Raw genomic sequence first — 21100 nt, forward strand, 5'->3', positions numbered from 1 at the left:
CGTCCAGCCTAGGGAGATTCGTCCTCGCCCACGGTCAGCGTCTCGATCGGGACGAACTCCGCCGCGAGACCGAAGGCAGAGGGGCCGAACGCGGCGAGCGCGGCCGGCGTGCGCATCATCTCGGGGGTGGAGATGCCGAGCACCCGCACGCGCTGTCCGTAGCGGAGCCCCTCTGTCGTGATCGGCTCGGCCGTCTCGTGGTCGACGACGCAGATCAGGTCCGGAACGATCGCCACGAGGGTGTCTCCCCGGCGAGCAGTGAGGTTCTCGTTCTGGAAGGAGATCTCGAACGTATCTCCGTCGTCGGCCCCGAGCGGCGCGATCACAGCGCGCCCCTTCGCGAACCCCTCGGTCGTACGCCGCTCGACATCGATGACCTTGCCGACGCAGAGCTCGCGCAGGTGCGGGTAGAGGGTGATGGACAGCGTCGAGGCGATCGCCTCGAACGGTGAGCGGTGCTCCTCGCGGGCGACACGGATGGCGCGGCCGAGCGCGAGTGCCATCGAGATCGTGCGGGGCACGGCCGTGCGCCGCACGTCTGCTCCGGTCATCGCGTACTCGGCGATGTGTCCGACGCCGCCGAGGCGGATGGTGACAGCCCGGGCGAGCCACTCCATCTGGCGGTCGTCGTCGCCGGTGTCGATGACGACCTTCTCGCCCCGTTCTCCGGCGAGCGCGAGAGGCGAGCCATGCACGCCGTAGACGGCGAAGGTCTCCATCGACAGTTCGGGGAAGGCGCGCCCCATGCCGTCGGCATCCACCACCGGCAGCCCGGTCTCGGCCGCGACGATGAGCGGGATCATCGAGTTGATCCCGCCGCACTCGATCGGCATCGTCGCATCCGCCGTCCGCCCGAGGTGCTCCTCGAGTGTGCGCAGAGCCAGGGTGGGCTCCGTGCCGGCGGGGATCTTCTCGACCATCACGGTGGGGGCGCCCATCTGAGCCGTCGGGATCACGAACAGGTCGTCGGGGAGCTCGTCCGGGTCGAGGATCGTGATGCTCCCCTCCCCCAGCACACGCTCGACCAGCATCTTGCCGATATAGGGATCGCCTCCGCCGCCCGTGCCGAGCAGCGTCGCACCGCGAGCGAGGTCGGGGAGGTCAGCGGCCGTGAGCTGCCAGCTCATACCGCGACTCCCGTCCGGACGGTCCCCGCGGAGACGCTGCCGTCGAAGCGATGCGCCGCCATGTCGTATCCGAAGTAGCCGGGGCCGACCATCGCCAGCGCCGCGTCCGAGTGCCAGCGCTCGTCGGCGGGGGCTGCGATCACCCGCACCCGCTGCCCGTAGCGCAGGGCCTCGGTCGTGATCGGCTCGCCGGATTCGCCGTCGAGCACCATGATCAGGTCGGGAGTGGTCGCGAGGACCTCCCCGTCGGCTTCCGCCACCAGATGCTCGTTTTGGAACTGCAGAGTCAGCCTCGCACCGTCGTCGCCGTCGATACGCGCACGTCCGCGAGCGAAGCCGGTCGTGGTGGCACGGTGCACGTCGACGACCTTTCCGTCGAACAGCTCGCGCCCGCCGAGGAGGTCGACCACCCCCGCGACCGGGTCCGTCTTCGCATCCCGGGCCGCAGCGATGCGCTGACCGATCTCGATACAGCGCGAGAGCGACCCCGAGACCATCGACTCGCGCGCCGCGGCGCCCGACATCGAGAATCCGGAGATCATGACCGAACAGCCCATCTCGACGCAGGCGACACGGGCGATGCGCTCGGTCCATGAGTTGTCGACCGTCTGTAGCACTCCGGTGTTCCCCTTCTCGTCGCTGAACGCGAGTGGCGATGCGGTCACGCCGTACAGGGTCGGGAGCACCATCTGCAGCTCGGGGAACGCGCGCCCCATGCCGTCGGCATCGATCAGGGGCAGCCCCAGCGCTGCGGCGGCGGCGATCGGTATGGTCGAATTCACACCGCCCACCTCTGCGCACGCGATGTGGGTGACGGGGCGCCCGAGGTGGATGCCGAGGGCCTTGACCGGTTCGACCACCTCCGCGAGGCTCGGCAGCTTCTCGACCATGACGGTCGGTGCGCCCATCATCGCGACGAACAGCACGAGTGCGTCATCGGGCACCTCATCGAGGCCGACGACCGTGACGTCGCCGGAGACGAGTGCCTGACGGGCCAGGAGCGCACCGATGTACGGGTCTCCTCCCCCACCGGTGCCGAGGACGGCCGCGCCGCGCGCGAGCCCGTCGATGTGGGCGGGAGTGATGGTCCAGCTCATGTCACGCTCCCATGTCGAGGTCGCCGACGGCCTTCACGCGGATGCGCGTCGCGTTGCCGGGAAGGTAGGGGATCGGCACCTCGTCGAAGTCGATGATCGACACGGTCGAGGGCTCGGCGCCGGCCGCGATCGCCTTGTCGACGGCTTCTGCCCGCACCTCGGCGATCGTCTCCTCGCGACGGCCGGGTTCGATCGCGTAGACCTTGTCGATCTCTCCGCCGACCTGCGCGATCGATGCGCCGATGGCATTCGCGACCGCATAGTTCTCAGGGCGGTGTACGGTCCCGAACAACGGCAGCTCATCCGGGAGCAGGATGGAGCCGCCGCCGACCGCGACCACCGCGATGGGCTCGGGCGAGGTCCGCATGCGGTCGACGGCTTCGGACACGCGCTCAGCGATGCGGGCGAGCACGCGCTCGACGAACACCGGGTCGAGGTGTGCGACCCTGCTCGCATCTCCCACCTGTGCGCGTCCGGCCGCGACCGCGATGTCGGTGGCGGTCAGGGTCGATCCGCCGAAGACCAGAGCCTCCGTGTTCAGCTTGTAGCCGACGGATGCCGGCCCGACCTCGGCCGTCTCCTCATCGACGATGCTGCCGCCGCCGATGCCGAGCGAGAGCACATCAGGCATCCGGAAGTTCGTGCGGATGCCCGCGACCTTCACCTCGTTCGCCGTCTCACGCGGGAAGCCGTTGATCAGCAGGCCGATGTCGGCCGTGGTGCCACCCACGTCGATCACGGCGCAATCGTCGAGGCCGCTCGTGGCGGCGGCACCGCGCATCGAGTTCGTCGGCCCCGAGGCGAAGGTCGCAACCGGGTAACGGCGTACGTACTCCTCGTCCATGAGCGTGCCGTCGTTCTGGCTGAGGAAGATCGGCGCCTCGATGCCCTGGGCGCGCACGGCCGAGGTGAGCCCGTCGACGATCTCGGACGCGAGTTCACGCAGCGCGGCGTTGATGATCGTCGCGTTCTCGCGCTCGAGGAGCCCGATGCGTCCGATCTCGTGGGACAGCGAGATGGCGGCATCCGCCCCCAGCACCTCGGCGACGATCTCCGCCGCCCGCACCTCGAGGTCGTGGTTGACCGGGCTGAAGACCGAGGAGATGGCGACCGAGCGGATGCCATGCACCTTCATGTCCTCGGCGTGCGCCCGGATCTCCTCGGGGTCGAGGGGCGAGATCGGCCGGCCGTCGAACTCATAGCCGCCGTGCGCGAGGTAGCTGCGAGCCTGTGTGGCCTCGACGAGCACCTCGGGCCAGTCGATCAGAGGAGGCAGAGCCCGCGTTGCGGGCAAGCCGAGCCGCAGAGCGGCGACGGGTGCGAGCCGGCGCGCCTGCACGAGCGCGTTGATGAAGTGCGTCGTGCCGATCATGACGGCATCGATGTCTGCGCCCTCGAAGGAGTGTCCGGTGCGCAGATCCTCGATCGCCTGGATGATGCCGCTGGTGACGTCGGGGGTGGTCGAGTGCTTCACCCCCGCCAGAGTGCGGGTGCCGTCCATGAGGACTGCGTCGGTGTTGGTGCCGCCGACGTCGATACCGATGTGCATGATTCTCGCTTTCCTGGGAGGGATGTCTGTCTCGGGCGGCTCAGGCCGTCGCTGCTTGTTCGACCGGGGTCGCCTGCCGCGTCGTCGCCACTCCGACGCCGCGGACCCAGCCGAGCTTTCCTGCCACGATGTACAGCACCATCGACAGGAAGAGGCTGAGCAGCGATGGGATGCCCCAGGTGACGAAGTAGCCGACCAGCGCGGAGACCAGCCAGACGACGATCGTCGCGGGGACGATGCGCGGCGCGGTCGCCGGGAGAGTGCCGGCCTCGCGGGTGGCGTCCAGATCAGGACGCCAGCGGCGTACCACGTAGTACTCGGCGACCATGATGCCGGCGATCGGCGGGAACGCGACACTCAGCACGATCAGGAACTCGGTGAACTGTCCGAGGATGCCGACCGCGGCGAGGATGGATCCGACGACGCCCAGCACGATCGTCGTGGTGACGCGGTGCAGGTTCTTGCCGAATGCGGTGGAGATGAAGTTCACCAGGCCCAAGGTCGAGGAGTACAGGTTCCAGTCGTTGATCTTCAGCGTGCCGGTGAGCACGATGAACAAGCCGATGAAGCCGACCGACGACGTGACGATCGCGACGATGTCTCCGGTGGCGGCAGCGTGGGCCAACAGTACGCCGGCGAGTCCGATCACGAATTCGCCGAGCGAGACACCGAGCACGGTCTGCTTGACGACGTCGGCGCGTGAGCGGTTGAAGCGGGTCATGTCACCCGTGATGATCGCACCGACGATGAGGCCGCCGGCGACGATGCCGGTTCCAGCCCACACGCTCATGGTCGGACCGGGCGCGGGCCCCGTGAGCAGCTCACCGATGTCGTGCCGGCTCAGCTCGGTGATGACCGACCAACCGACCAGGATCAGGAACAGCGGCACGGTGATGTTCGCGAGCCACTGCATCCCGACGAATCCGAAGGCCACGATCGCGGTGACCGCGAGGCCGAAGATGAGGCTCCAGGCCCACACGGGCAGCGCACCGGGCATGAGGGCGTCCAGCGACTGCGCGGAGATCGCCGACTGGATTCCGAACCAGCCGATCAGGCTGATGCCGATCGCGAGCCCGACCAGCGAGGCTCCGATCTCACCGAAGCCGGTCCAGCGCGCCAAGAGCGCGGTGTTGAGCCCCTCCCGCTGCCCGATGAACCCGACCACGCACATGATCACCTCGAGGATGAGCGAACCGAAGAGGAAGGCGAGGACGGCCTCGCCGAAAGTCATGCTGTAGCCGAGGGTCGCGCCGAGGAGGAACTGCGAGAGGGCCGAGACCTGTCCGAATCGCTGCACGGCGATTCCGAACCAGGGCTTTCGGGCCTCGGGAGTCACTCGGGAGAGCGCGAAGTCGTCTGCGTGCGCCGTGCGTGCCATGAGGATCCTTCGGGAGGAGGGAACGGGTTGTGCGCCACAGTAGCGACGCTTCCCACACAGCCGACATGTGCATATCGCACGAGGATCGCCATCGGATGTGCTGATCGCACATCCGCACCGCTTCCGCGACCGGGCGAGACCTCGCGTCAACGACGAGACCCACTCCCGCCGACGCCGGCGGGAGTGGGTCTCGATTCGAAGCGTGGGTCTGGCGACCGCGGAATCAGTGCAGCGCGTTCGCCTGGATGAAGGCGCGGAGCGCGTGCTCGTCGTCGGCCATCTCGGTCATATGCTGCGGGGCATCGAGCATCTCCTGCAGCTCCGGCGCATAGCCGAGCTCGACGCCGATGGCCTCGTGGATGGTCTCGGCGAACTTCTCCGGCTTGGCGGTCTCGAGCACCAGCATCGGCACGCCGGGCTCGACATACTCGCGCGCGACCTTGACGCCGTCGGCCGTGTGCGGGTCGATGACCTCACCGGTCGTCTCGTACACCGAGCGGATGGTCGCCAGTCGGTCCTCGTGGGTCGACGTGCCGCTGACGATGCCGAACTCCTCGAGGAAGCGCTCCTGCTCGGAGGAGAAGTCGAAGTGGCCCTGTGCCTCGAGGTCGTCCCAGGCGCCGACGACGCGGGCAGGATCACGGTCGACCAACTCGAAGATGAAGCGCTCGAGGTTCGATGCCTTGGAGATGTCCATCGAGGGGCTGGAGGTCGCGAGCGTCTGGGCGGCGCTGCGCGGGCGGTAGACGCCGGTGCGGAAGAACTCGTCCAGCACGTTGTTCTCGTTCGCGGCGAGCACGAGGCGACGGATCGGCAGCCCCATCTGCTTGGCGAAGAACCCGGAGAGGATGTTGCCGAAGTTCCCGGAGGGCACGGTGAACGACAGTTCGGTCCAGCCGCCGGCATCTGTGGCGCGCAGCCAGGCCCAGAAGTAGTAGACGGTCTGCGCCGTGATGCGCGCCAGGTTGATCGAGTTCACCGCGCCGAGGTGCTGCGCACGCTTGAAGTCGAGGTCTCCCGCGAGCTTCTTGACCAGGTTCTGGCAGTCATCGAAGACCCCCTCGACCGCGATGTTGTGCACGTTCGCGTCATCGAGCGAGAACATCTGCGCCCGCTGGAATGCGCTCATGCGCCCCTGCGGCGACAGCATGAACACGGCGACCCGCTCCTTGCCGCGCAGGGCGTGCTCGGCCGCCGAGCCGGTGTCTCCCGAGGTGGCACCGAGGATGTTGAGCACGGAGTCGTTGCGCTCCAGCGTGTATTCGAGCACCTGGCCGAGGAACTGCATGGCCACGTCCTTGAACGCCAGGGTGGGGCCTTCGGAGAGCCCGACCAGAGTCAGATCATCATCGATCGCCCGCAGCGGCACCACACCGTCGGGGAAATCGGCGTAGGCCGCATCCGTCATCCGCGCCAGGTCCGCGCGCGGGATGTCGGTCGCGAACAGGCCGAGCACCTCGGTCGCGAGCTGCGGGTAGGTCAGCGCACGCCAGCGCTCGAGCGTCTCGCCGTCGACGGTCGGCATGACCTCGGGCACAGCCAGGCCGCCGTCGGGCGCGAGGCCCTCCAGCAGCGTCTCGCTGAACGACTGCGGCTGCATGCCGCCGCGGGTGGAGATGAACTGCACGTTGGCTCCTCGGCTCGGGACTCGGCCCGTCCATTCTCGCAGGGTGTTCGCACCAGAAATGACGCGATGACGGAAGCCCGGCGTCGGCTCAGAACAGAGACGCCGGCAGAGCCCCCTCATGCTCGAGCAGCCAGCGCTTGGTCTCGAGTCCACGCCCCTCGTCACCGCCGGAGTATCCGCCGAGCCCGTCGCCCGCGACGACCCGATGGCAGGGGACGATCAGCGGAACGGGATTAGCGCCCATGATCGATCCGATGCCCCTGGCCGGCACCTCCGTGCCGCTGCGCGCCGCGAGCCCGCCGTAGGTGATCGTCTCCCCCTGCCCGACCGTCTCGTGGAGGGCCGTGAGCACCGCCCTCGTCGCCGCGGTCTGCTCGCCGAGATCGATGGGAACGTCGAAGCGACGTAGTGTGCCGTCGAAGTAGGCGGTGAGCTGCCCCAGCGCTTCGGCGAGCAGGGGATCGACGGCGGGGTCCTGCGGGACGACTACGCCCTCGGGCGGAGTCGACCGCCACATGACGCGGGTGATCGCCGCACCGTCGCTGACCACGCCGATGACACCGACGGGAGTCGAGAGCGTTCCGAAGGCCGACATGCGTCGAGGCTACCTCCGACTCCCGACCCCCGACAGCTGTGTCACCCTCGAGCGACCTGATGCCAGAGCGCTGCCCAGTCCTGCGGACGGAGATCGCGCGGAAGGCGACGCTCCCCCGCGCCGGAGTCCGCCACCGCACGTCGCGCCCGCGGCATCGGGAGGCGAGCGGCTGTCGCCACGATCGCGGGGAGACCGCCTCCGCGCCCCGTGAACATGGCCCGGACGAACGCGTCGTACGCCCGTCGGTCGGCGTCCGGCACGAGGGGTGAACCACGACGGGTGATCGCGAGCAGACCGCCGTCCACGCTCGGCTGCGGCGAGAACCCCCACGCCGGCACCCGGCCCTCGAGGGAGAACTCGAACCACGGCGCCGACTGCGCCGTCATCATCGTGCCGCCGCCGACGCCTGCCCGCTTGCGCGCCACCTCCCACTGCGTCAGGAGTACCGCGTCATTCCAATACCCGCTCGACAGCAGCCGCCGCAGGATCGGCGTCGTCAGATGGAAGGGGATGTTGCCGACGACGACCTCGGCATCGAACGGGTGCCGCGTGGCATCGGCGACCTCGACGCGCACTCCGGGCAGCGCCCTGCGCAGTCGGTGCACGCGGTGCTCGTCGACGTCGATCGCGGTGAGCGGCCTGCCCAGTTGCGCGAGTGCGCGGGTCAGCGCGCCGTCACCGCAGCCCAGTTCCAGGATCGAGCCGGAGGTGCAACCGACGAGGGTGGAGAGGCGGGCGAGGGTCGGACGGTGGGTGAGGAAGTTCTGGCCGAGTTCGTGACGGCCGCCATGGATTGAACGAGGCATGAGTGCGCTCCAGAAGAAGAATAGGAGCACCCCGAAGGAGGGAGGACGCGGAGAGCGTCAGTGAGGACTGCCCGTCCCGAGGTGCGATGACATCTCGGTGGACGGCGCGCAGATGCGTGCGAAGAGCGAGCGCGCCGTCAGGCGCGGCGGTCGCGTACGACGAAGGTGCGCCCCATCATGGGCGCAGCGCATATTGTTCCCATGTCCGTCAGCCTATCGGCCGTCAGATCCAGCCGCGTTCCTCGGCGATGAGCACGGCCTGCTGACGCGTGCCGACCGAGAGCTTCCCGAGGATGACGGAGATGTGGTTGCGGACGGTCCCGGGAGCGAGCGAGAGTGCCCGCGCGATCTGCCCGGTCGTCTCTCCGCGACGGCCCGCCCGCAGCACGTCGAGCTCGCGATCCGTCAAAGGCGAGCGCTCATCGCTCAGAGCGTCCGCAGCGATCTCCGGATCGACGTAGCGGGCTCCTGCCGCGACGCGGCGGATGACCGCTGCGACCTCGTCCGCTCCGCGAGACTTCGGCAGGAAGCCTGCCACCCCGGAGGCCAAGGCACGGCGCAGCACCCCCGGACGCGCATGGCGGGTGACGACCACGCAACGCGTCGCGATCGCCCTGTTCACCTTCTCGGCCACCTGCACGCCGTCGAGGGCCGGCATCTCCAGGTCGAGCAGACACACGTCGGGCTGCAGCCGGAGCGCCTCGGCGACCGCCTGCTCACCGTCGGCGCACTCTGCGACGACGTCGATGTCGGGCTCCAGCCGCAGCAGGGCCGCGAGGGCCGAGCGGATCATCCCTTCGTCATCGGCGAGTAGCACCCGGATCATCGCGCCTCCTCCGAGGTCGAGGGCACGGTCACTGCCACGACGAACTCATCGGCATCGCGCCGCACGTCGAGGGAGCCGTGCGCCTCCTCGATCCGCCGCCGCACGCCCTCGAGACCCGAGCCGTCATGTTCGATCTCGGCGCCGACCGCCACGTCGTTCGCGATCTCGTAGCGCCACGCATCGGCCGTCCGGGTCAGCACGAGGCGCGCATGCACCCCGCCGCCGTGCCGCAGGACGTTCGTGGTCGTCTCCCGGATGACGGGTCCGAGAGCGGACGCCGGCGCCGCATCGGCATCCGCATCGATCGCGGCATCCACCTGCAGTCCGGCCGCGGTCAGCAGATCACGGGCGTTAGCCAGCTCGTCTCCGAGCGGGACAGAGCGGAACCGCATCGCGAGGTCTCTGGTGCCCTGGCGTGCCTCGTCGACGCTGATCCGCGCCGCGTGAAGCTGCTGCATCCCCGCCTCCGGGTCGTCCGGCAGCAGACGCTCGGCGAGTTCCAGCTGCAACGCGACGACCTGGAGATGGTGCCCTTGCAGGTCGTGCACATCGGTCGCCACGCGCAGGCGCTCCTGGGTCGCGGCGAGCCGGGCCTCGGACGCCCTTGCGCGGTCGAGGGTCACCAGCACATCCCACCACCACAGCGAGCTCACGCTCATTCCGGGCAGCATCGCCCCGTAGATGACCGGCATCCACCAGGGAAGCCCGATGCCCACCCCGCTCGTCGCCGAATCGACCAGGGCGAGCGCGATCAGGAGGAAGGTCGCCGCGGCGACGACCCGCACCCGCACGCCGCGAGGCCAGCTCAGCAGGACGAAGAACTGCACCACCGGCATGGCGGCGAGTTGCCAGCTGCCGACGAGGAGACCAGCCGTCACTCCGTAGCCCAACGCGACGACGAACGGCACAGCCAGCCGACCCCAGGCGACCCCGGGTTCCGCATCGAGGCGGTGGCGATAGTCCAGGAGCAGCATCAGCGTCGACGCGCACCAGAGCAGACCACCGAGACCGATGAACAGCAGGATGCCTCCGCTCAGATCGACCGCGGCGGCGATGCCCGTCCACGCTCCGACGAGCATCAGCTCGATGAACAGCACGGCCGACACCGTGTACCACCAGGTCGCGGTGATGCCACGCGCGAGCTGACGGGAGCCTGGCGCGGGTGCGGCGGCGAGGGTAGAGGGAACGCGGGTCACGCTCCCACGATAGAGCCGTGACAGTTGTCACGGTCTCGTCGTGCGATCCGCCCGGGAAGCGGTGACGGGCCGACACTGCCGCGGAAGGGCGTGCTCGGCTGGACTGGAGTCATCGCGGCGGAGACTCCGTTCGCACCGACAACCGGGAGCATCCCATGAACCTCATCGAGAACTTCCAGAACCTGGTGGCTCAGGTCCCCGAGCTCGTGCAGCCGCTCATCGTCGCCCTCGCCGGCGCGGTCCCCTTCATCGAGGGCGAGGGCGCGGTGAGCATCGGCATTCTCGGCGGCATCTCCCCGGTGATCGCCGCGATCGCCGCGATCGTGGGCAACTTCCTCTGCGTCCTGGTGGTGGTGCTGGTGAGCTCGGGAGCGCGCCAGGCCGTCGTGAACCGTTCGCGCGCCAAGACCGCAGCGCTCGCCGGTGCCGGCGGGGGCACGGTCGAGGAGCCGGTCGCGGAGGTCTCGGACACGGGCCGTGGAAGCGCCCGACGCGAGAAGTTCCAGCGGGCTTTCGAACGCTACGGCGTGCCGGGGGTCAGCCTGCTCGGACCGCTCCTGCTGCCGACGCAGTTCACCGCGACGATGCTCGCCGCGTCCGGCATCGGCAGGGCGCGCATCCTGTTCTGGCAGGCGGTGGCGATCATCGGATGGACCACCGTCGTCGCCGTCATCGTCGGAAGCGCGGTGTACGCCATCCGCTGATCTGTCACGGAAGAGCTGAATTCAAGGCTTCTTGAATTCAGCTCTTTCTGTACAGTGGGGTGCGTGACCACCGCTCTCGCCTCGCTCACCCACACGGCCGCCGTCGCCCGACTCGGGCACGCGCTCTCGGATCCCACCCGCGCCGGAGTTCTGCTCGCACTGCGCGAAGCGCCCCGCTATCCCGCCGACCTCGCCGACGCCCTCGGCGTCTCACGCCAGGCGATGTCGAACCACCTCGCGTGCCTGCGCGGATGCGGACTCGTCGAGAGCGTCCCCGACGGCCGACGCAGCAGCTATCGGCTCGCGGACCGCCACCTCGCGCCGGCCCTCGACATGCTCATACGCGTCATGCTCATCGTCGAGCCGGACTGCTGCGCGGGCGACGGCTGCACCTGCTGATGACCACGTCCACCGCATCGCGACGCGACATCCTGCACCGCCGCATCCGTCTGATCGTCGGCGTCACCATCGGCTACAACCTGATCGAGGCGGTCATCGCGATCGGTGCGGGATCCGTCGCGTCGTCGGCAGCGCTCATCGGTTTCGGCCTCGACTCGACGATCGAGGTCCTCTCCGCGGCCGCCGTCGCCTGGCAGTTCACCCGCCGCGATCCCGCGCGCTGGGAGAAGCCGACGCTGCGCGTGATCGCCGTGGCATTCTTCGCCCTCGCGATCTACGTGACGACGACGTCCGTGACGGCTCTCGTCACCGCAGAACGCCCGGAGCACAGCACGATCGGCATCCTCCTGACCGCCGCGAGCGTCGTCGTCATGCCCTTCCTGTCGTTCGCCGAGCGCCGCGCGGGTCGCGAGCTCGGCTCGGCCACGGCGGTCGCCGACTCGAAGCAGACGCTCCTCTGCGCGTATCTCTCCGCCGCGGTGCTGGTCGGCCTGGTCGCCAACTCCCTGCTCGGATGGTGGTGGGCCGATGCGGTCGCCGGGCTCGTGATCGCCGCGTTCGCGGTACGCGAGGGCATCGAGGCGTGGAAGGGCGACGCCTGCGCGACCTCGGTCGGCATGCTCCTCGAAGACGACGACCAGCACGAGAGCGACCGCTGAGGCGAGCAGCGCGACCTGCACCTAGGTTGGGGAGATGGATGCCGCTCCCCCACCACCCGGAGACCTGCTCGGACGCACGGTGCTGGTCACCGGCGCGAACGCGGGCATCGGCTACTGGTGCGCGGAGCAGCTCTCCACCCGAGGGGCGCGCGTGCTGCTGGGGTGCCGCTCCCCCGAGCGCGCCAGGACCGCGGTCACCGCGATCCGGAGCCAGGTGCCCGGCGCCGACCTGCGCGTGCTGACGCTCGACCTCGGCTCCCTCGACAGCGTGGCCAGGGCGGCCGCAGAGGTGGACGAGAAGCTCGACGCGGTCATCGGCAACGCCGGGGTCAAGGCTGCCGATCGGTCGGCGCGCACGAGCGACGGATTCGACCTCATGGTGGGCACCAACTTCCTCGGCCACTTCGCCCTCGTCGCACAGCTCGAGCCGCTCCTCTCACCGGATGCGCGTGTGGTCGCCGTCGGCTCGATCGCCCATCGCTTCGCGCACCTCGATCCCGACACCCTCGACGACCCGTGGAGCGGCCCCTCACTCCGCCAGTACGGACGATCGAAGGCGTCCTTGATGGCCTTCGCGTTCGAGCTGGCGCGACGCTGGTCCGGTTCCTCGCGCTCTGCGGTGTGCGCGCACCCCGGCTACGCGGTCGATCCGCTCACCCCGCCGCGTGCGGGTCTCACCCCGGTGTCCGGCGTCATCCGCGCCCTGGCCGCACCGACGCGCGTGCTCGTGCACAGGGCAAGGACGGCGGCGCGCTGCCGATCGTGCACGCGGCCACGTCGGCCGATGTGGCCGGCGGGGACTACTGGGGTCCTGGCGGACTGCTCGAGTTCCGCGGGGCGCCGGCACGGGTGACAGCCTCCGACGAGGTGCGCTCCGCGGACATCGGGTCGGCTCTGTGGTCGGCGGCGGAGAGCATCACCGGGGTGCGCTTCCCGACCTGATCCCGGTCGGGACCGAGAGCGTCGCCGCCGCCGACTTTCGAGCTCAGGCCTCCGGTTCGGCGACCTGTTCGGTCACGACTCGCACCCGGGCGATGCGTCGTCGATCGAGCTCCGCGACCTGGATCGTGGCGCCTGGCACCTCCACGACGTCGCCGACGACGGCGAGACGCCCCAGCTGCTCCGTCACGAATCCGGCGATCGTGTCGGACGAACCGCGCGGCATCGACAATCCGGTGAGCTCCTCGAAGTCCTGCAGGTTGAGTCGTCCGTCGATGCCGTCGTCAGCCGAGATGAACACCTCGGCGTCGTACTCGTCGAAGATCTCGCCGACGACCTCCTCCACGAGGTCTTCCAGAGTGACCAGGCCGTCGGTCCCGCCGTACTCGTCGACGACCACCGCGATGTGGTGCCCCTCTGCGCGCATGCGGGTCAGAGTCGGCAGCACACGTGCGGTCGAGGGGATATAGGGGATGTCGCGCATGAGCGCGCTCAGTGGACGCGTCGGATCGTCGGATGCGGCCTCGAAGAGATCGCGCACGTGCACGAACCCGGTGATGTCGTCGATCGAGGTCTCCGAGACGGGGTAGCGCGAGAACGGAAGGTCGCGCACCTGCGCCATCACCTCGCCGACGCTCGCGGCCTCGTCGAGGGCGACGACCTCGGGCCGCGGTCGCATGACCTCGCTGACCTGGCGACCGCGGAGGGACAGCACGTCGTCGAGGATGCGCCGTTCGTCATCGGGCAGCCCCTGATGGCTGGCCACGATGTCGCGCACCTCCTCATCCGTCATCTCGTCGCTGGTCTTGTGCGGATCGCCGCCGAGCAGCCGGACGAGGGCGTTCGTGGACACCGACAGCAACCAGATCACCGGGCGCATGACCGTCGCGAACCCGTTGAGTGCGGGAGCGACCGCGTAGGCGAACTGCGCATTGCGCTGGATCGCGAGGCGCTTCGGCACGAGCTCGCCGAGCACCAGCGACAGATAGGCGATCACGAGGGTGAGCACGAGCGTGGCGACCGTGAGCGCGAGAGCAGGGGCGAGGCCCCACGACTCCAGCACCGGTGCCAGCGACGGCGCGATCGATGTCGCACCGTACGCCGCCGAGGCGAACCCGGCGACGGTCACACCGATCTGCACCGCCGACAAGAAGGTGTTGGGATTGCGGGCGAGGGCGGCGACCTTCGCCCCGCGGCGCCCGCGCTGACCGATGGCGTTGATCTGACTCTCGCGCAGCGTGACCAGCGCCATCTCCGTCGCAGCGAAGACACCGCCGATCAGCACGAACGCGAAGACGAGGGCGATGTTCCAGAGCAGGTCGCCCATCAGAGGGCCGCCTCGTCTGTGGTGGGGTGAGCGCCCGGGATGAACCGGGCGCTCGTACTGTCAGAGTCCGAAGAATCAGAACAGCGCTGCGCGCTCAAGAGTGCTCCTTGTCGTTGCGGGTGGTGGTGTCGGCGCCGGCCGGAACGGAATCCGGTGCCCGACGCGTCTTGAGAAGGCTGGCCACGGTCGCGATCGTGATGGTGGCGGCAATGAACAGCAGCGAGAACCAGATCGGGATCTCGGGAGCCCACAGCATCGGCTCGCCGCCGTTGATGAACGGAAGCTCGTTGACGTGCATCGCGTGCAGCACGAGCTTGACGCCGATGAAGGCGAGGATGACCGCGAGCCCCTGAGCCAGGTAGACGAGGCGCTCGAGCAGTCCGCCGATGAGGAAGTACAGCTGGCGCAGACCCATCAGCGCGAAGGCGTTCGCCGTGAAGACGATGTAGGCCTGGTCGGTGAGACCGTAGATCGCAGGGATCGAGTCGACGGCGAACACCAGGTCGATGAACCCGATCGCGATGATCGTGAGGAGCATCGGCGTGACGAAGCGCTTGCCGTTCTTCACCACGGTGAGGCGGTCGCCGTTGTACTCGTCGCTGACGGGGAGGTGACGGCGCACGAACGTCATGAAACGTCCGTTGGCCGGGTTGCTCTCGTGGTTGCTGAATGCCTGACGGTAGGCGAGCACGAGCAGCAGTGCACCGAACAGGTAGAAGATCCACGAGAAGTTCTCGATGAGCGTCGCGCCGACGGCGATGAAGATTCCGCGGAGGATCAGCGCGATGACGATGCCGATCATCAGCACCTTTTGCTGGTACTTCTTCGGCACGGCGAAGCCGGTCATGACGATGAGGAACACGAAGAGGTTGTCGATCGACAGCGCCTTCTCGGTCAGATACCCGGCGAAGTACTCCCCACCGAACGTCCATCCGGAGAAGACGCCGATGCCGACGCCGAACAACAGCGCGAGGCTGATGTAGAAGATCGACCAGCGCGCCGACTCCGCGATCGTCGGCTCGTGCGGGGTGCGCACGTGGGCGAAGAACTCGTAGACGAAGAAGGCGATCGTGATCGCGATCGTGATGACCCAGATCAGCGGCGTGATATCCAAATGAGGGCTCCAGACTCGAGGTACGACAGTACCGCCAAAGTCTTCTCCATTCCATGAGACATGGAACCGGTGGCCCGGGATGCGACATGCATCCGTAATGACGACCCCACCGTGTCGGAGTACTCCCCTTGGGATTTCCCAGATTAGAAGAAGACCCTCTGCGATTCCTGTGGATCTGCCGAAAGTGACATGCAGGCGGTCCGCTACTCCGGGGCGTCGGAGGGGGTGAGGTCCTGCTCCTCGGCGCGATCGATGATGGCGGGGAGCGCGTCGTCGAAGAAGGCGACCAGGACGGCGCGGGTCTTGCTCGCATCGCGCTAGAGGATCGCCTCTCGGAGGGAAACGACGAAGGCGCCGACGACATCCCAGTCGAACGCGTCCTTCGCATGCTGACTGAACCGACGGATCTGCGGCCCGAGGCGGTCGATGACGACGGCGCGCGAGGCGTTGCCCTCGATGCGCGCGAAACTCGTCGCGGTCGCACGAAGTGCGATCCCGAAGCCGACGACGTCGCGGTCCTTCACCGCTGTCGACATCTCCCCGGCGAGCTCGGCGAGGTACGCGGTGTCGTCGTCCTGGATCCGAGGCATCACATGACGCACCGCGCCGATCCAGATGTCGCCGAAGAGGTCGACGGCATTGCGGACCTGATCCAGATCGATCGGCGCGACCCGGGTGTAGCGGTTGCGCTGCATCTCGACGAGGCCGTGGTCGGCCAGGCGGTCGCGTCGCCAAAGGCTGAAGCATCGGCAGGCAGGGCACTTACGCTCTGTAGGCCGGGATGTGATCCGGGAAGTCCGTCTCTCCGATGCCGCCGGGTCCGTAGAACGCGGCGACGAACTGGCTCGCCTGTGCGACAAGTTCCGTCGCTGCGATCTGACCAGACGACGGAGCCAAGGTGAACCCGTAGGTGCCGCCCGCCGGGCCGTTGAGCCACGCAAAGTCGTAACTCATACCGCCGTCTGGTTGGGTTCGCTCGCTGACCCGAAACAGCTCGCCCTGGACAACAGGGTCTGATGCAGGAACAGGTGACATCTAGCGTGGCTAGCCGAGATGGCTGGCCTGGAAGGATGTCATCATGCCCAAGCCGTTTCCCAAGGAGTTCCGCGACGATGTGATCCGCGTTGCGGAGAGTCGTGATCCGGAGGTCACTCTCGCGCAGATCGCGAAGGACTTCGGTGTCCATGTGGGCACTCTCGACAAGTGGATGCGTCAGGCGCGGATCGAGGCCGGCGAGCAGCCTGGCCAGACGTCGTCGGAATCCGCCGAGGTGCGTGAACTCCGCAAACGCAACCGCCTCCTCGAGCAGGAGGTCGAGGTCCTGCGCCGCGCGACCGCGTATCTGTCTCAGGCTCATCTGCCGGGAAAAGGCTCTACCCGCTCGTAAGCGAGCTCGCCGCGGACGGGATTCCCGTCGTGGTGTCGTGCCGGGTTCTGAAGCTTGCTCGCCAGCCGTATTACCGCTGGCGGCGTCACCCCGTGAGTCAGCGGAACCTGGATGAGGCGTATCGGGCGAACGCCCTGTTCGACGCCCACCGCGACGACCCGGAGTTCGGGTATCGGCTCCTTGCCGACGAAGCCCGCGACGAGGGCCAGGCGATGTCGGACCGGACAGCATGGCGGATCACGTCTGCGAACGGCTGGTGGTCCGTGTTCGGGAAGAAGCGCGGCAAGAATGGAAAGAAGCCCGGCCCCGCCGTTCACGACGACCTCTGCGTCATCATCGACGAGCACGGCCGCGAACGACACCAGTTCACAGCTTCCGGACCGAACCAGCTCTGGCTGACCGATATCACCGAGCACAAGACTGCTTGGATTCCAGCAGTCGTCGCAACGGTGTGAACTATCCCGGGCTCAGTAAAGCATTCATCCGCTCCGTCGGAGTGTCCCAGCCCAGCGCCTTGCGCGGTCGGTCGTTCAGTTCGTCGGCGATGGCGGCCAGGGCCCCGGCATCGTGGGCGCGGAGGTTTGTGCCTTTGGGGAGATACTGCCGGAGCAGCCCGTTGGTGTTCTCGTTCGTGCCGCGCTGCCAGGGTGATGCCCGCTCGCAGAAGTAGACCGCCATGTCCGTGGCGAGGGAGAAGGCCCGGTGCTCGCTCATCTCCGCGCCCTGATCCCAGGTGAGGGTCTTCTTCAGAGCGGCCGGCATCCCCTGCAGCGCGGTAACGAGGCTGTCGCGAACAGCATCGGCAGTGCGCTCAATCGGAAGATGGCCGAGGACCACGTAGCGTGTGGTCCTTTCAACGAGTGTCGCGACGGCTGAACCGCTGCCGGCGCCGACGATCAGGTCGCCTTCCCAGTGCCCTGGGATCGTGCGGCCTTCGACGTCGGCGGGGCGCTTTGAGATCGGTGTCATCTCGTCGATGAACCTGCTCGTGCGCGTCTGCGGGTCACGGTGCGGTTTGCGGCGCGAACGACCGCGACGCAGCGAGCCTGCCAACTCGCGTCTCAGCTCTCCATGCGCGTGGACGTAGATCGCCTGGTAGATCGTCTCGCAGCTCACGCGCATCCCCGGGTCATGGGGAAAGTCTCGCTGAAGGCGATGACGGATCTGCTCCGGCGACCATCGTTTCTTGAGCTTGGTGGCGACATAGTCCCGCAGAGGGCCGTCGAGCGCGAGCTTCGCTGCCCGCGGGCGCTCACGCCGCTTCACGGAGACGCGGTGCGCCGTGTGAGGCAGATAGCCGCTCCTGCTGACGGTGTTGCGTCTGACTTCGCGGCTGATCGTCGAAGGCGCCCGGCCCATCATCGCTGCGATCTTCCGGATCGACAGACCCGTCATCATCAGGTCCTTCAGCCGTTCTCGCTCGAGGAGGCTGAGGTAGCGAGCATCGATGATCTGCTCGACACGGGCGAGGGGGACGCGTTCGCCTTGCACCCATGCGGTTCTCGGGTTCTTCACGTTCGCCAGGACCTCCTCAGGCCGGTAGAGCACCACTCTGCCGTCGGGGTAGATCCGGCCCTTCGAGAACACGCGGATGCCCTTGTCCCAGTCCAGTGCCTGGTGAGATTCGACGCCCAACCGTTGGGCGGCCTCACGGCGCGAAACGCCCTCACGTCGAAGCTTGAGGAACTCCTGCCGCTTCGCGTCCGCATAAGCGCCCGTGAAGATCCCCGCCTTATGCGCCCAGGCGTAGCAGGTGACCCGGTTGAAGCCGAGTTCGCGTGCGACCGCCGAGACGTTGCCGCTCACAGCGAGCCGTCTGAAGAACTCCGCCTTGTCCTCCGGGGTGTGCTTGCGCTGCGTGCTCCGCGGCGTCGACAACCCTGCCTGCTTCATCCACCGGTAGCCGCGATCCGGACTCACGCCGACGGCCAGCGCAGCTGCCCGCACCGATCCGCCCCGATCGATCAACGCCAGAAACGCCAACCTCTGCTGCTCGGTGTACTTCCTCGCCGGCATCTCCGCTCCTCGCCGCTGGTGTTGCGACGACTGCTGGAATCCAAGCCGCCGAGGGCAAGCTCTACCTCTGCGCTGTCAAAGACGCGTTCAGCGGCCGGATCGTGGGCTACTCGATCGACTCGAGGATGAAAGCGTCTCTCGCGGTCCGCGCTGTCCGCAACGCCGCCCGGATGCGCGGAAACGTGAACGGCTGCATCGTCCATTCGGACAGAGGATCGCAATTTCGGAGCAGGAAGCTGCGTCGAGAACTCACCGCGCATAACCTCGTCGGATCGATGGGCAGGGTAGCTTCTTGCGGCGACAACGCGGCAATGGAATCGTTCTTCAGCCTGCTGCAGAAGAACGTCCTGAACCGGCGCTCCTGGGCCACTCGCGAGGAACTACGCATCGCGATCGTGACTTGGATTGAGCGGACCTACCACCGGCGACGTCGACAGGTCCGCCTGGGTCGATTGACGCCGGTCGAGTTCGAGACCATCATGAACGAAGAACTGGCCCTCGCGGCCTGACCAGAACAGTCACCTGTTCCTGCATCAGACCCAATCGACGCCACCCAAGCTGACACATTGCAGGGTGGTGGGGGCCGGGGGCTCCAACCCGCAGGTGAGGAGCACGCTGCTGGGGGTACCCCATGCTGCGGTGGCCTGAGCGTCCGTCCAGACGCGAGCCTGGTCGCCAATTGAGTCCGGTAGTCGTACGGTGACCTCTGCGCACAGCGGGTCGTTCGCGTTTGCTGCGGGCTCGAGGTGGATGGTGGGTGCGCAGCTGGTGAGCACAAGCAGTGCGCACAGCGCCGCGACAGAGGTCAGAATCTTGAGCTTCACAACGTCATCCATCCGTCTTCCTGGGAGTCAGCACGAGTCCGTCGCGGTCGGATCGACATGACGAGCAGCGCTAGTACCGTTCCGATACTGAGCATCCAGTCGAGCCACGGCATCAGCACGACAGCGAGAGTCGTGCCGGTGCGGAGGGGGACCTCGGTGATCTTCGCCGCGGTCGTGTCCACCGCAACCTGCGCCAGCACCTTTCCATCGCGGCCGATGACTTGACTGGTCCCGGTGGTGGAGACGTTCACCGCAGTTCTCCCTGTTTCGAGCGCGCGCATGCGGGCGATGGCCAGCTGTTGGAGGTTCTCGTCGGTGCCTCTGAAGTCCGCGTTGTTGGTTTGAAACACGAACATTTGCGCGCCAGAGGCAGCGCTTTGGTGGATGACGTCGTCGTAGATGACGTCGAAACAGATCGCCAGACCGATGGGCACATCGTCAACGTTCATGAGGGGTGTGTTGGAGCCGGGCGTGTACTCGCGTTGTATCAATCCGATGAGGTCGGGGGCGATGGCTTCGTAGAACCAACGGTCCGGGACGTATTCGCCGAAAGGGACGGGGTTGACCTTGTCGTGGAGCTGCTGCGGCCCGGCGCTGGTCCACAGCATGGAGGTGTTGAACGTGTCGGCTCCGCGGGTGGTTGCCGCATTCACCAGTGCCGGAGTGCCGGCACTCTGCACGAGTCGATCAAGGCGGTCTGCGACGGCGGCATCGCGCAGGGGATCGGCGTCGACGGCCCCTTCTGGCCAGACGAGAAGGTCCATTTCACGCCCCAGGAGAGGAGATGTCGCTTCTTCCTGTGCGCGCAGGATGTCGCCTGGTGTCCTGGTGTCGAAGTAGCCGCTGGGTCCGTTGCCCTGTACCCATCCGACGCGCATCATTCCCGCTTGCTCGGTGGGGAACAGAGGGATGGCTATCGCGGCAACGACGATGACCACGGCCGTTGCTGCTGGCTCCCATCGGCGGAGGATGAGGGCTTCCACGACGCTCGCGCAGACGAGAACGGTCAGGAAGGACAGCCCCGTGGTTCCCACCCATGAAGCGGCTTCCGCGAGCGGGCTCTCGGCGAGGCTGAAACCGACGCGCGCCCATGGGAACCCGGTGTACGGCGTACTCCCCATCAGTGTTTCTCGCAGCATCCATACCCCGGCGACGAGCATGGGAGTGATCGCACGATACGCGTATCCCGCGCGGGTGGTGGTGACCCGATAGGCGAGTGCGATCAGCGCACCGCCGGCACCGAACAGCAGGGATTCCAAGCCAGCCAGCGCGACCCATGGGATGGGTCCCAGAAACCGGGTCACCCATACCAGGTGGGTGAAGTAGAAGGTCGCGCCGTAGACGAGGGAGATCAGGAACGCCCCGGGTAGAGAGCGTCCGCGGAGCGTCCACAGCCCGATGGTTACGCTCACGAACGTTGCGGGCCACCACCCGTTTGCGGGGTAGGCGAGATCCAGCATGCCTCCTGCGATGGCGGACGCGACGATCGCTACGGGAAACGGCACCCCAGCTGGTAGGCGCGCATCGTGC

Annotated in this window: 22 protein-coding genes and 1 pseudogene; 7 read left to right on the forward strand and 16 right to left on the reverse strand. The window is 67.6% G+C overall.

The window, feature by feature from the left end; all coding sequences use genetic code 11:
* Positions 1-8: 8 nt before the first annotated feature.
* From KY497_RS00565 to KY497_RS00605, 9 genes are all read right to left on the reverse strand, one after another.
* Entirely contained in the window at positions 9-1127 is a 1119-nt protein-coding gene (locus tag KY497_RS00565; RefSeq protein ID WP_127481872.1) for a DUF917 domain-containing protein, read from the reverse strand.
* Entirely contained in the window at positions 1124-2224 is a 1101-nt protein-coding gene (locus KY497_RS00570; RefSeq protein WP_141386886.1) for a DUF917 domain-containing protein, read from the reverse strand. The genes KY497_RS00565 and KY497_RS00570 overlap by 4 nt, the downstream gene beginning before the upstream one ends.
* Position 2225: 1 nt before the next feature.
* Positions 2226-3773 carry a hydantoinase/oxoprolinase N-terminal domain-containing protein gene (locus KY497_RS00575; RefSeq protein WP_218682009.1) on the reverse strand — a complete coding sequence of 516 codons (1548 nt, stop codon included), beginning with the start codon at positions 3771-3773 and terminating at the stop codon, positions 2226-2228.
* A 40-nt stretch (positions 3774-3813) separates the two neighbouring features.
* Positions 3814-5151, reverse strand: a complete 1338-nt coding sequence (locus tag KY497_RS00580; protein WP_055877025.1) for a cytosine permease — start codon at positions 5149-5151, stop codon at positions 3814-3816.
* A 223-nt stretch (positions 5152-5374) separates the two neighbouring features.
* On the reverse strand, positions 5375-6778 hold the full coding sequence (thrC, locus tag KY497_RS00585; RefSeq protein WP_219869571.1) for a threonine synthase: 1404 nt from the start codon (positions 6776-6778) through the stop codon (positions 5375-5377).
* A gap of 88 nt (positions 6779-6866) precedes the next feature.
* Positions 6867-7373, reverse strand: coding sequence for a methylated-DNA--[protein]-cysteine S-methyltransferase (locus KY497_RS00590; protein WP_218682006.1), 507 nt, complete (start codon positions 7371-7373; stop codon positions 6867-6869).
* Between the two features lie 41 nt (positions 7374-7414).
* On the reverse strand, positions 7415-8179 hold the full coding sequence (locus KY497_RS00595) for an rRNA adenine dimethyltransferase family protein (protein WP_219869572.1): 765 nt from the start codon (positions 8177-8179) through the stop codon (positions 7415-7417).
* Between the two features lie 223 nt (positions 8180-8402).
* The gene (locus KY497_RS00600) at positions 8403-9005 is read right to left on the reverse strand and encodes a response regulator transcription factor (protein ID WP_141386889.1); all 603 of its coding nucleotides are present in this window, start codon (positions 9003-9005) and stop codon (positions 8403-8405) included.
* Positions 9002-10201 (reverse strand): sensor histidine kinase, encoded by a 1200-nt coding sequence (locus tag KY497_RS00605; protein ID WP_219869573.1) that lies wholly within the window; start codon positions 10199-10201, stop codon positions 9002-9004. The genes KY497_RS00600 and KY497_RS00605 overlap by 4 nt, the downstream gene beginning before the upstream one ends.
* A 155-nt stretch (positions 10202-10356) precedes the next feature.
* Between KY497_RS00605 and KY497_RS00610 the strand changes: the two genes are divergently transcribed.
* The 4 genes from KY497_RS00610 (at position 10357) to KY497_RS00625 (ending at position 12816) form a co-directional block, all read left to right on the forward strand.
* A complete protein-coding gene (locus KY497_RS00610; protein ID WP_017828076.1) occupies positions 10357-10905 on the forward strand; it encodes a hypothetical protein in 549 nt (182 codons plus the stop codon).
* Between the two features lie 63 nt (positions 10906-10968).
* Positions 10969-11304 carry a helix-turn-helix transcriptional regulator gene (locus KY497_RS00615; RefSeq protein ID WP_141386892.1) on the forward strand — a complete coding sequence of 112 codons (336 nt, stop codon included), beginning with the start codon at positions 10969-10971 and terminating at the stop codon, positions 11302-11304.
* Positions 11304-11963 (forward strand): cation diffusion facilitator family transporter, encoded by a 660-nt coding sequence (locus KY497_RS00620; RefSeq protein WP_141386893.1) that lies wholly within the window; start codon positions 11304-11306, stop codon positions 11961-11963. Before KY497_RS00615 ends, KY497_RS00620 begins: the two co-directional genes overlap by 1 nt.
* A gap of 34 nt (positions 11964-11997) precedes the next feature.
* Positions 11998-12816, forward strand: coding sequence for an SDR family NAD(P)-dependent oxidoreductase (locus KY497_RS00625; RefSeq protein ID WP_258185780.1), 819 nt, complete (start codon positions 11998-12000; stop codon positions 12814-12816).
* Positions 12817-12948: 132 nt separating this feature from the next.
* Here KY497_RS00625 and KY497_RS00630 read toward each other — a convergent pair whose 3' ends face one another.
* The 4 genes from KY497_RS00630 to KY497_RS00645 all read right to left on the reverse strand — a co-directional run bounded on the left by KY497_RS00630 (position 12949) and on the right by KY497_RS00645 (position 16297).
* The gene (locus tag KY497_RS00630) at positions 12949-14229 is read right to left on the reverse strand and encodes a hemolysin family protein (RefSeq protein ID WP_219869574.1); all 1281 of its coding nucleotides are present in this window, start codon (positions 14227-14229) and stop codon (positions 12949-12951) included.
* A gap of 94 nt (positions 14230-14323) precedes the next feature.
* Positions 14324-15343, reverse strand: coding sequence for a TerC family protein (locus KY497_RS00635; RefSeq protein WP_055877000.1), 1020 nt, complete (start codon positions 15341-15343; stop codon positions 14324-14326).
* 317 nt (positions 15344-15660) lie between these two features.
* The gene (locus tag KY497_RS00640) at positions 15661-16038 is read right to left on the reverse strand and encodes a hypothetical protein (RefSeq protein ID WP_256934669.1); all 378 of its coding nucleotides are present in this window, start codon (positions 16036-16038) and stop codon (positions 15661-15663) included.
* A gap of 67 nt (positions 16039-16105) precedes the next feature.
* Positions 16106-16297: a hypothetical protein gene (locus KY497_RS00645; protein WP_229778946.1), complete on the reverse strand. Its 192-nt coding sequence runs from the start codon at positions 16295-16297 to the stop codon at positions 16106-16108.
* Between the two features lie 124 nt (positions 16298-16421).
* Between KY497_RS00645 and KY497_RS00650 the strand changes: the two genes are divergently transcribed.
* Positions 16422-16730: a transposase gene (locus tag KY497_RS00650; RefSeq protein ID WP_218026646.1), complete on the forward strand. Its 309-nt coding sequence runs from the start codon at positions 16422-16424 to the stop codon at positions 16728-16730.
* 92 nt (positions 16731-16822) lie between these two features.
* The gene (locus KY497_RS00655) at positions 16823-17185 is read left to right on the forward strand and encodes a hypothetical protein (protein WP_219869575.1); all 363 of its coding nucleotides are present in this window, start codon (positions 16823-16825) and stop codon (positions 17183-17185) included.
* A 1-nt stretch (position 17186) separates the two neighbouring features.
* Here KY497_RS00655 and KY497_RS00660 read toward each other — a convergent pair whose 3' ends face one another.
* Entirely contained in the window at positions 17187-18245 is a 1059-nt protein-coding gene (locus KY497_RS00660) for an IS30 family transposase (protein ID WP_218026634.1), read from the reverse strand.
* Positions 18246-18796: 551 nt separating this feature from the next.
* Between KY497_RS00660 and KY497_RS00665 the strand changes: the two are divergent.
* Positions 18797-19255: pseudogene (locus KY497_RS00665) on the forward strand (transposase); the annotation flags it as partial.
* Positions 19256-19279: 24 nt separating this feature from the next.
* Here KY497_RS00665 and KY497_RS00670 read toward each other — a convergent pair.
* A complete protein-coding gene (locus KY497_RS00670; RefSeq protein ID WP_256934238.1) occupies positions 19280-19582 on the reverse strand; it encodes a DUF3515 family protein in 303 nt (100 codons plus the stop codon).
* Positions 19567-21030: an apolipoprotein N-acyltransferase gene (lnt, locus tag KY497_RS00675; RefSeq protein ID WP_232762584.1), complete on the reverse strand. Its 1464-nt coding sequence runs from the start codon at positions 21028-21030 to the stop codon at positions 19567-19569. Before lnt ends, KY497_RS00670 begins: the two co-directional genes overlap by 16 nt.
* Positions 21031-21100 lie beyond the last annotated feature (70 nt).

This window comes from Microbacterium sp. PAMC22086 (assembly GCF_019443525.1).
GTDB classification, from domain to species: domain Bacteria; phylum Actinomycetota; class Actinomycetes; order Actinomycetales; family Microbacteriaceae; genus Microbacterium; species Microbacterium maritypicum.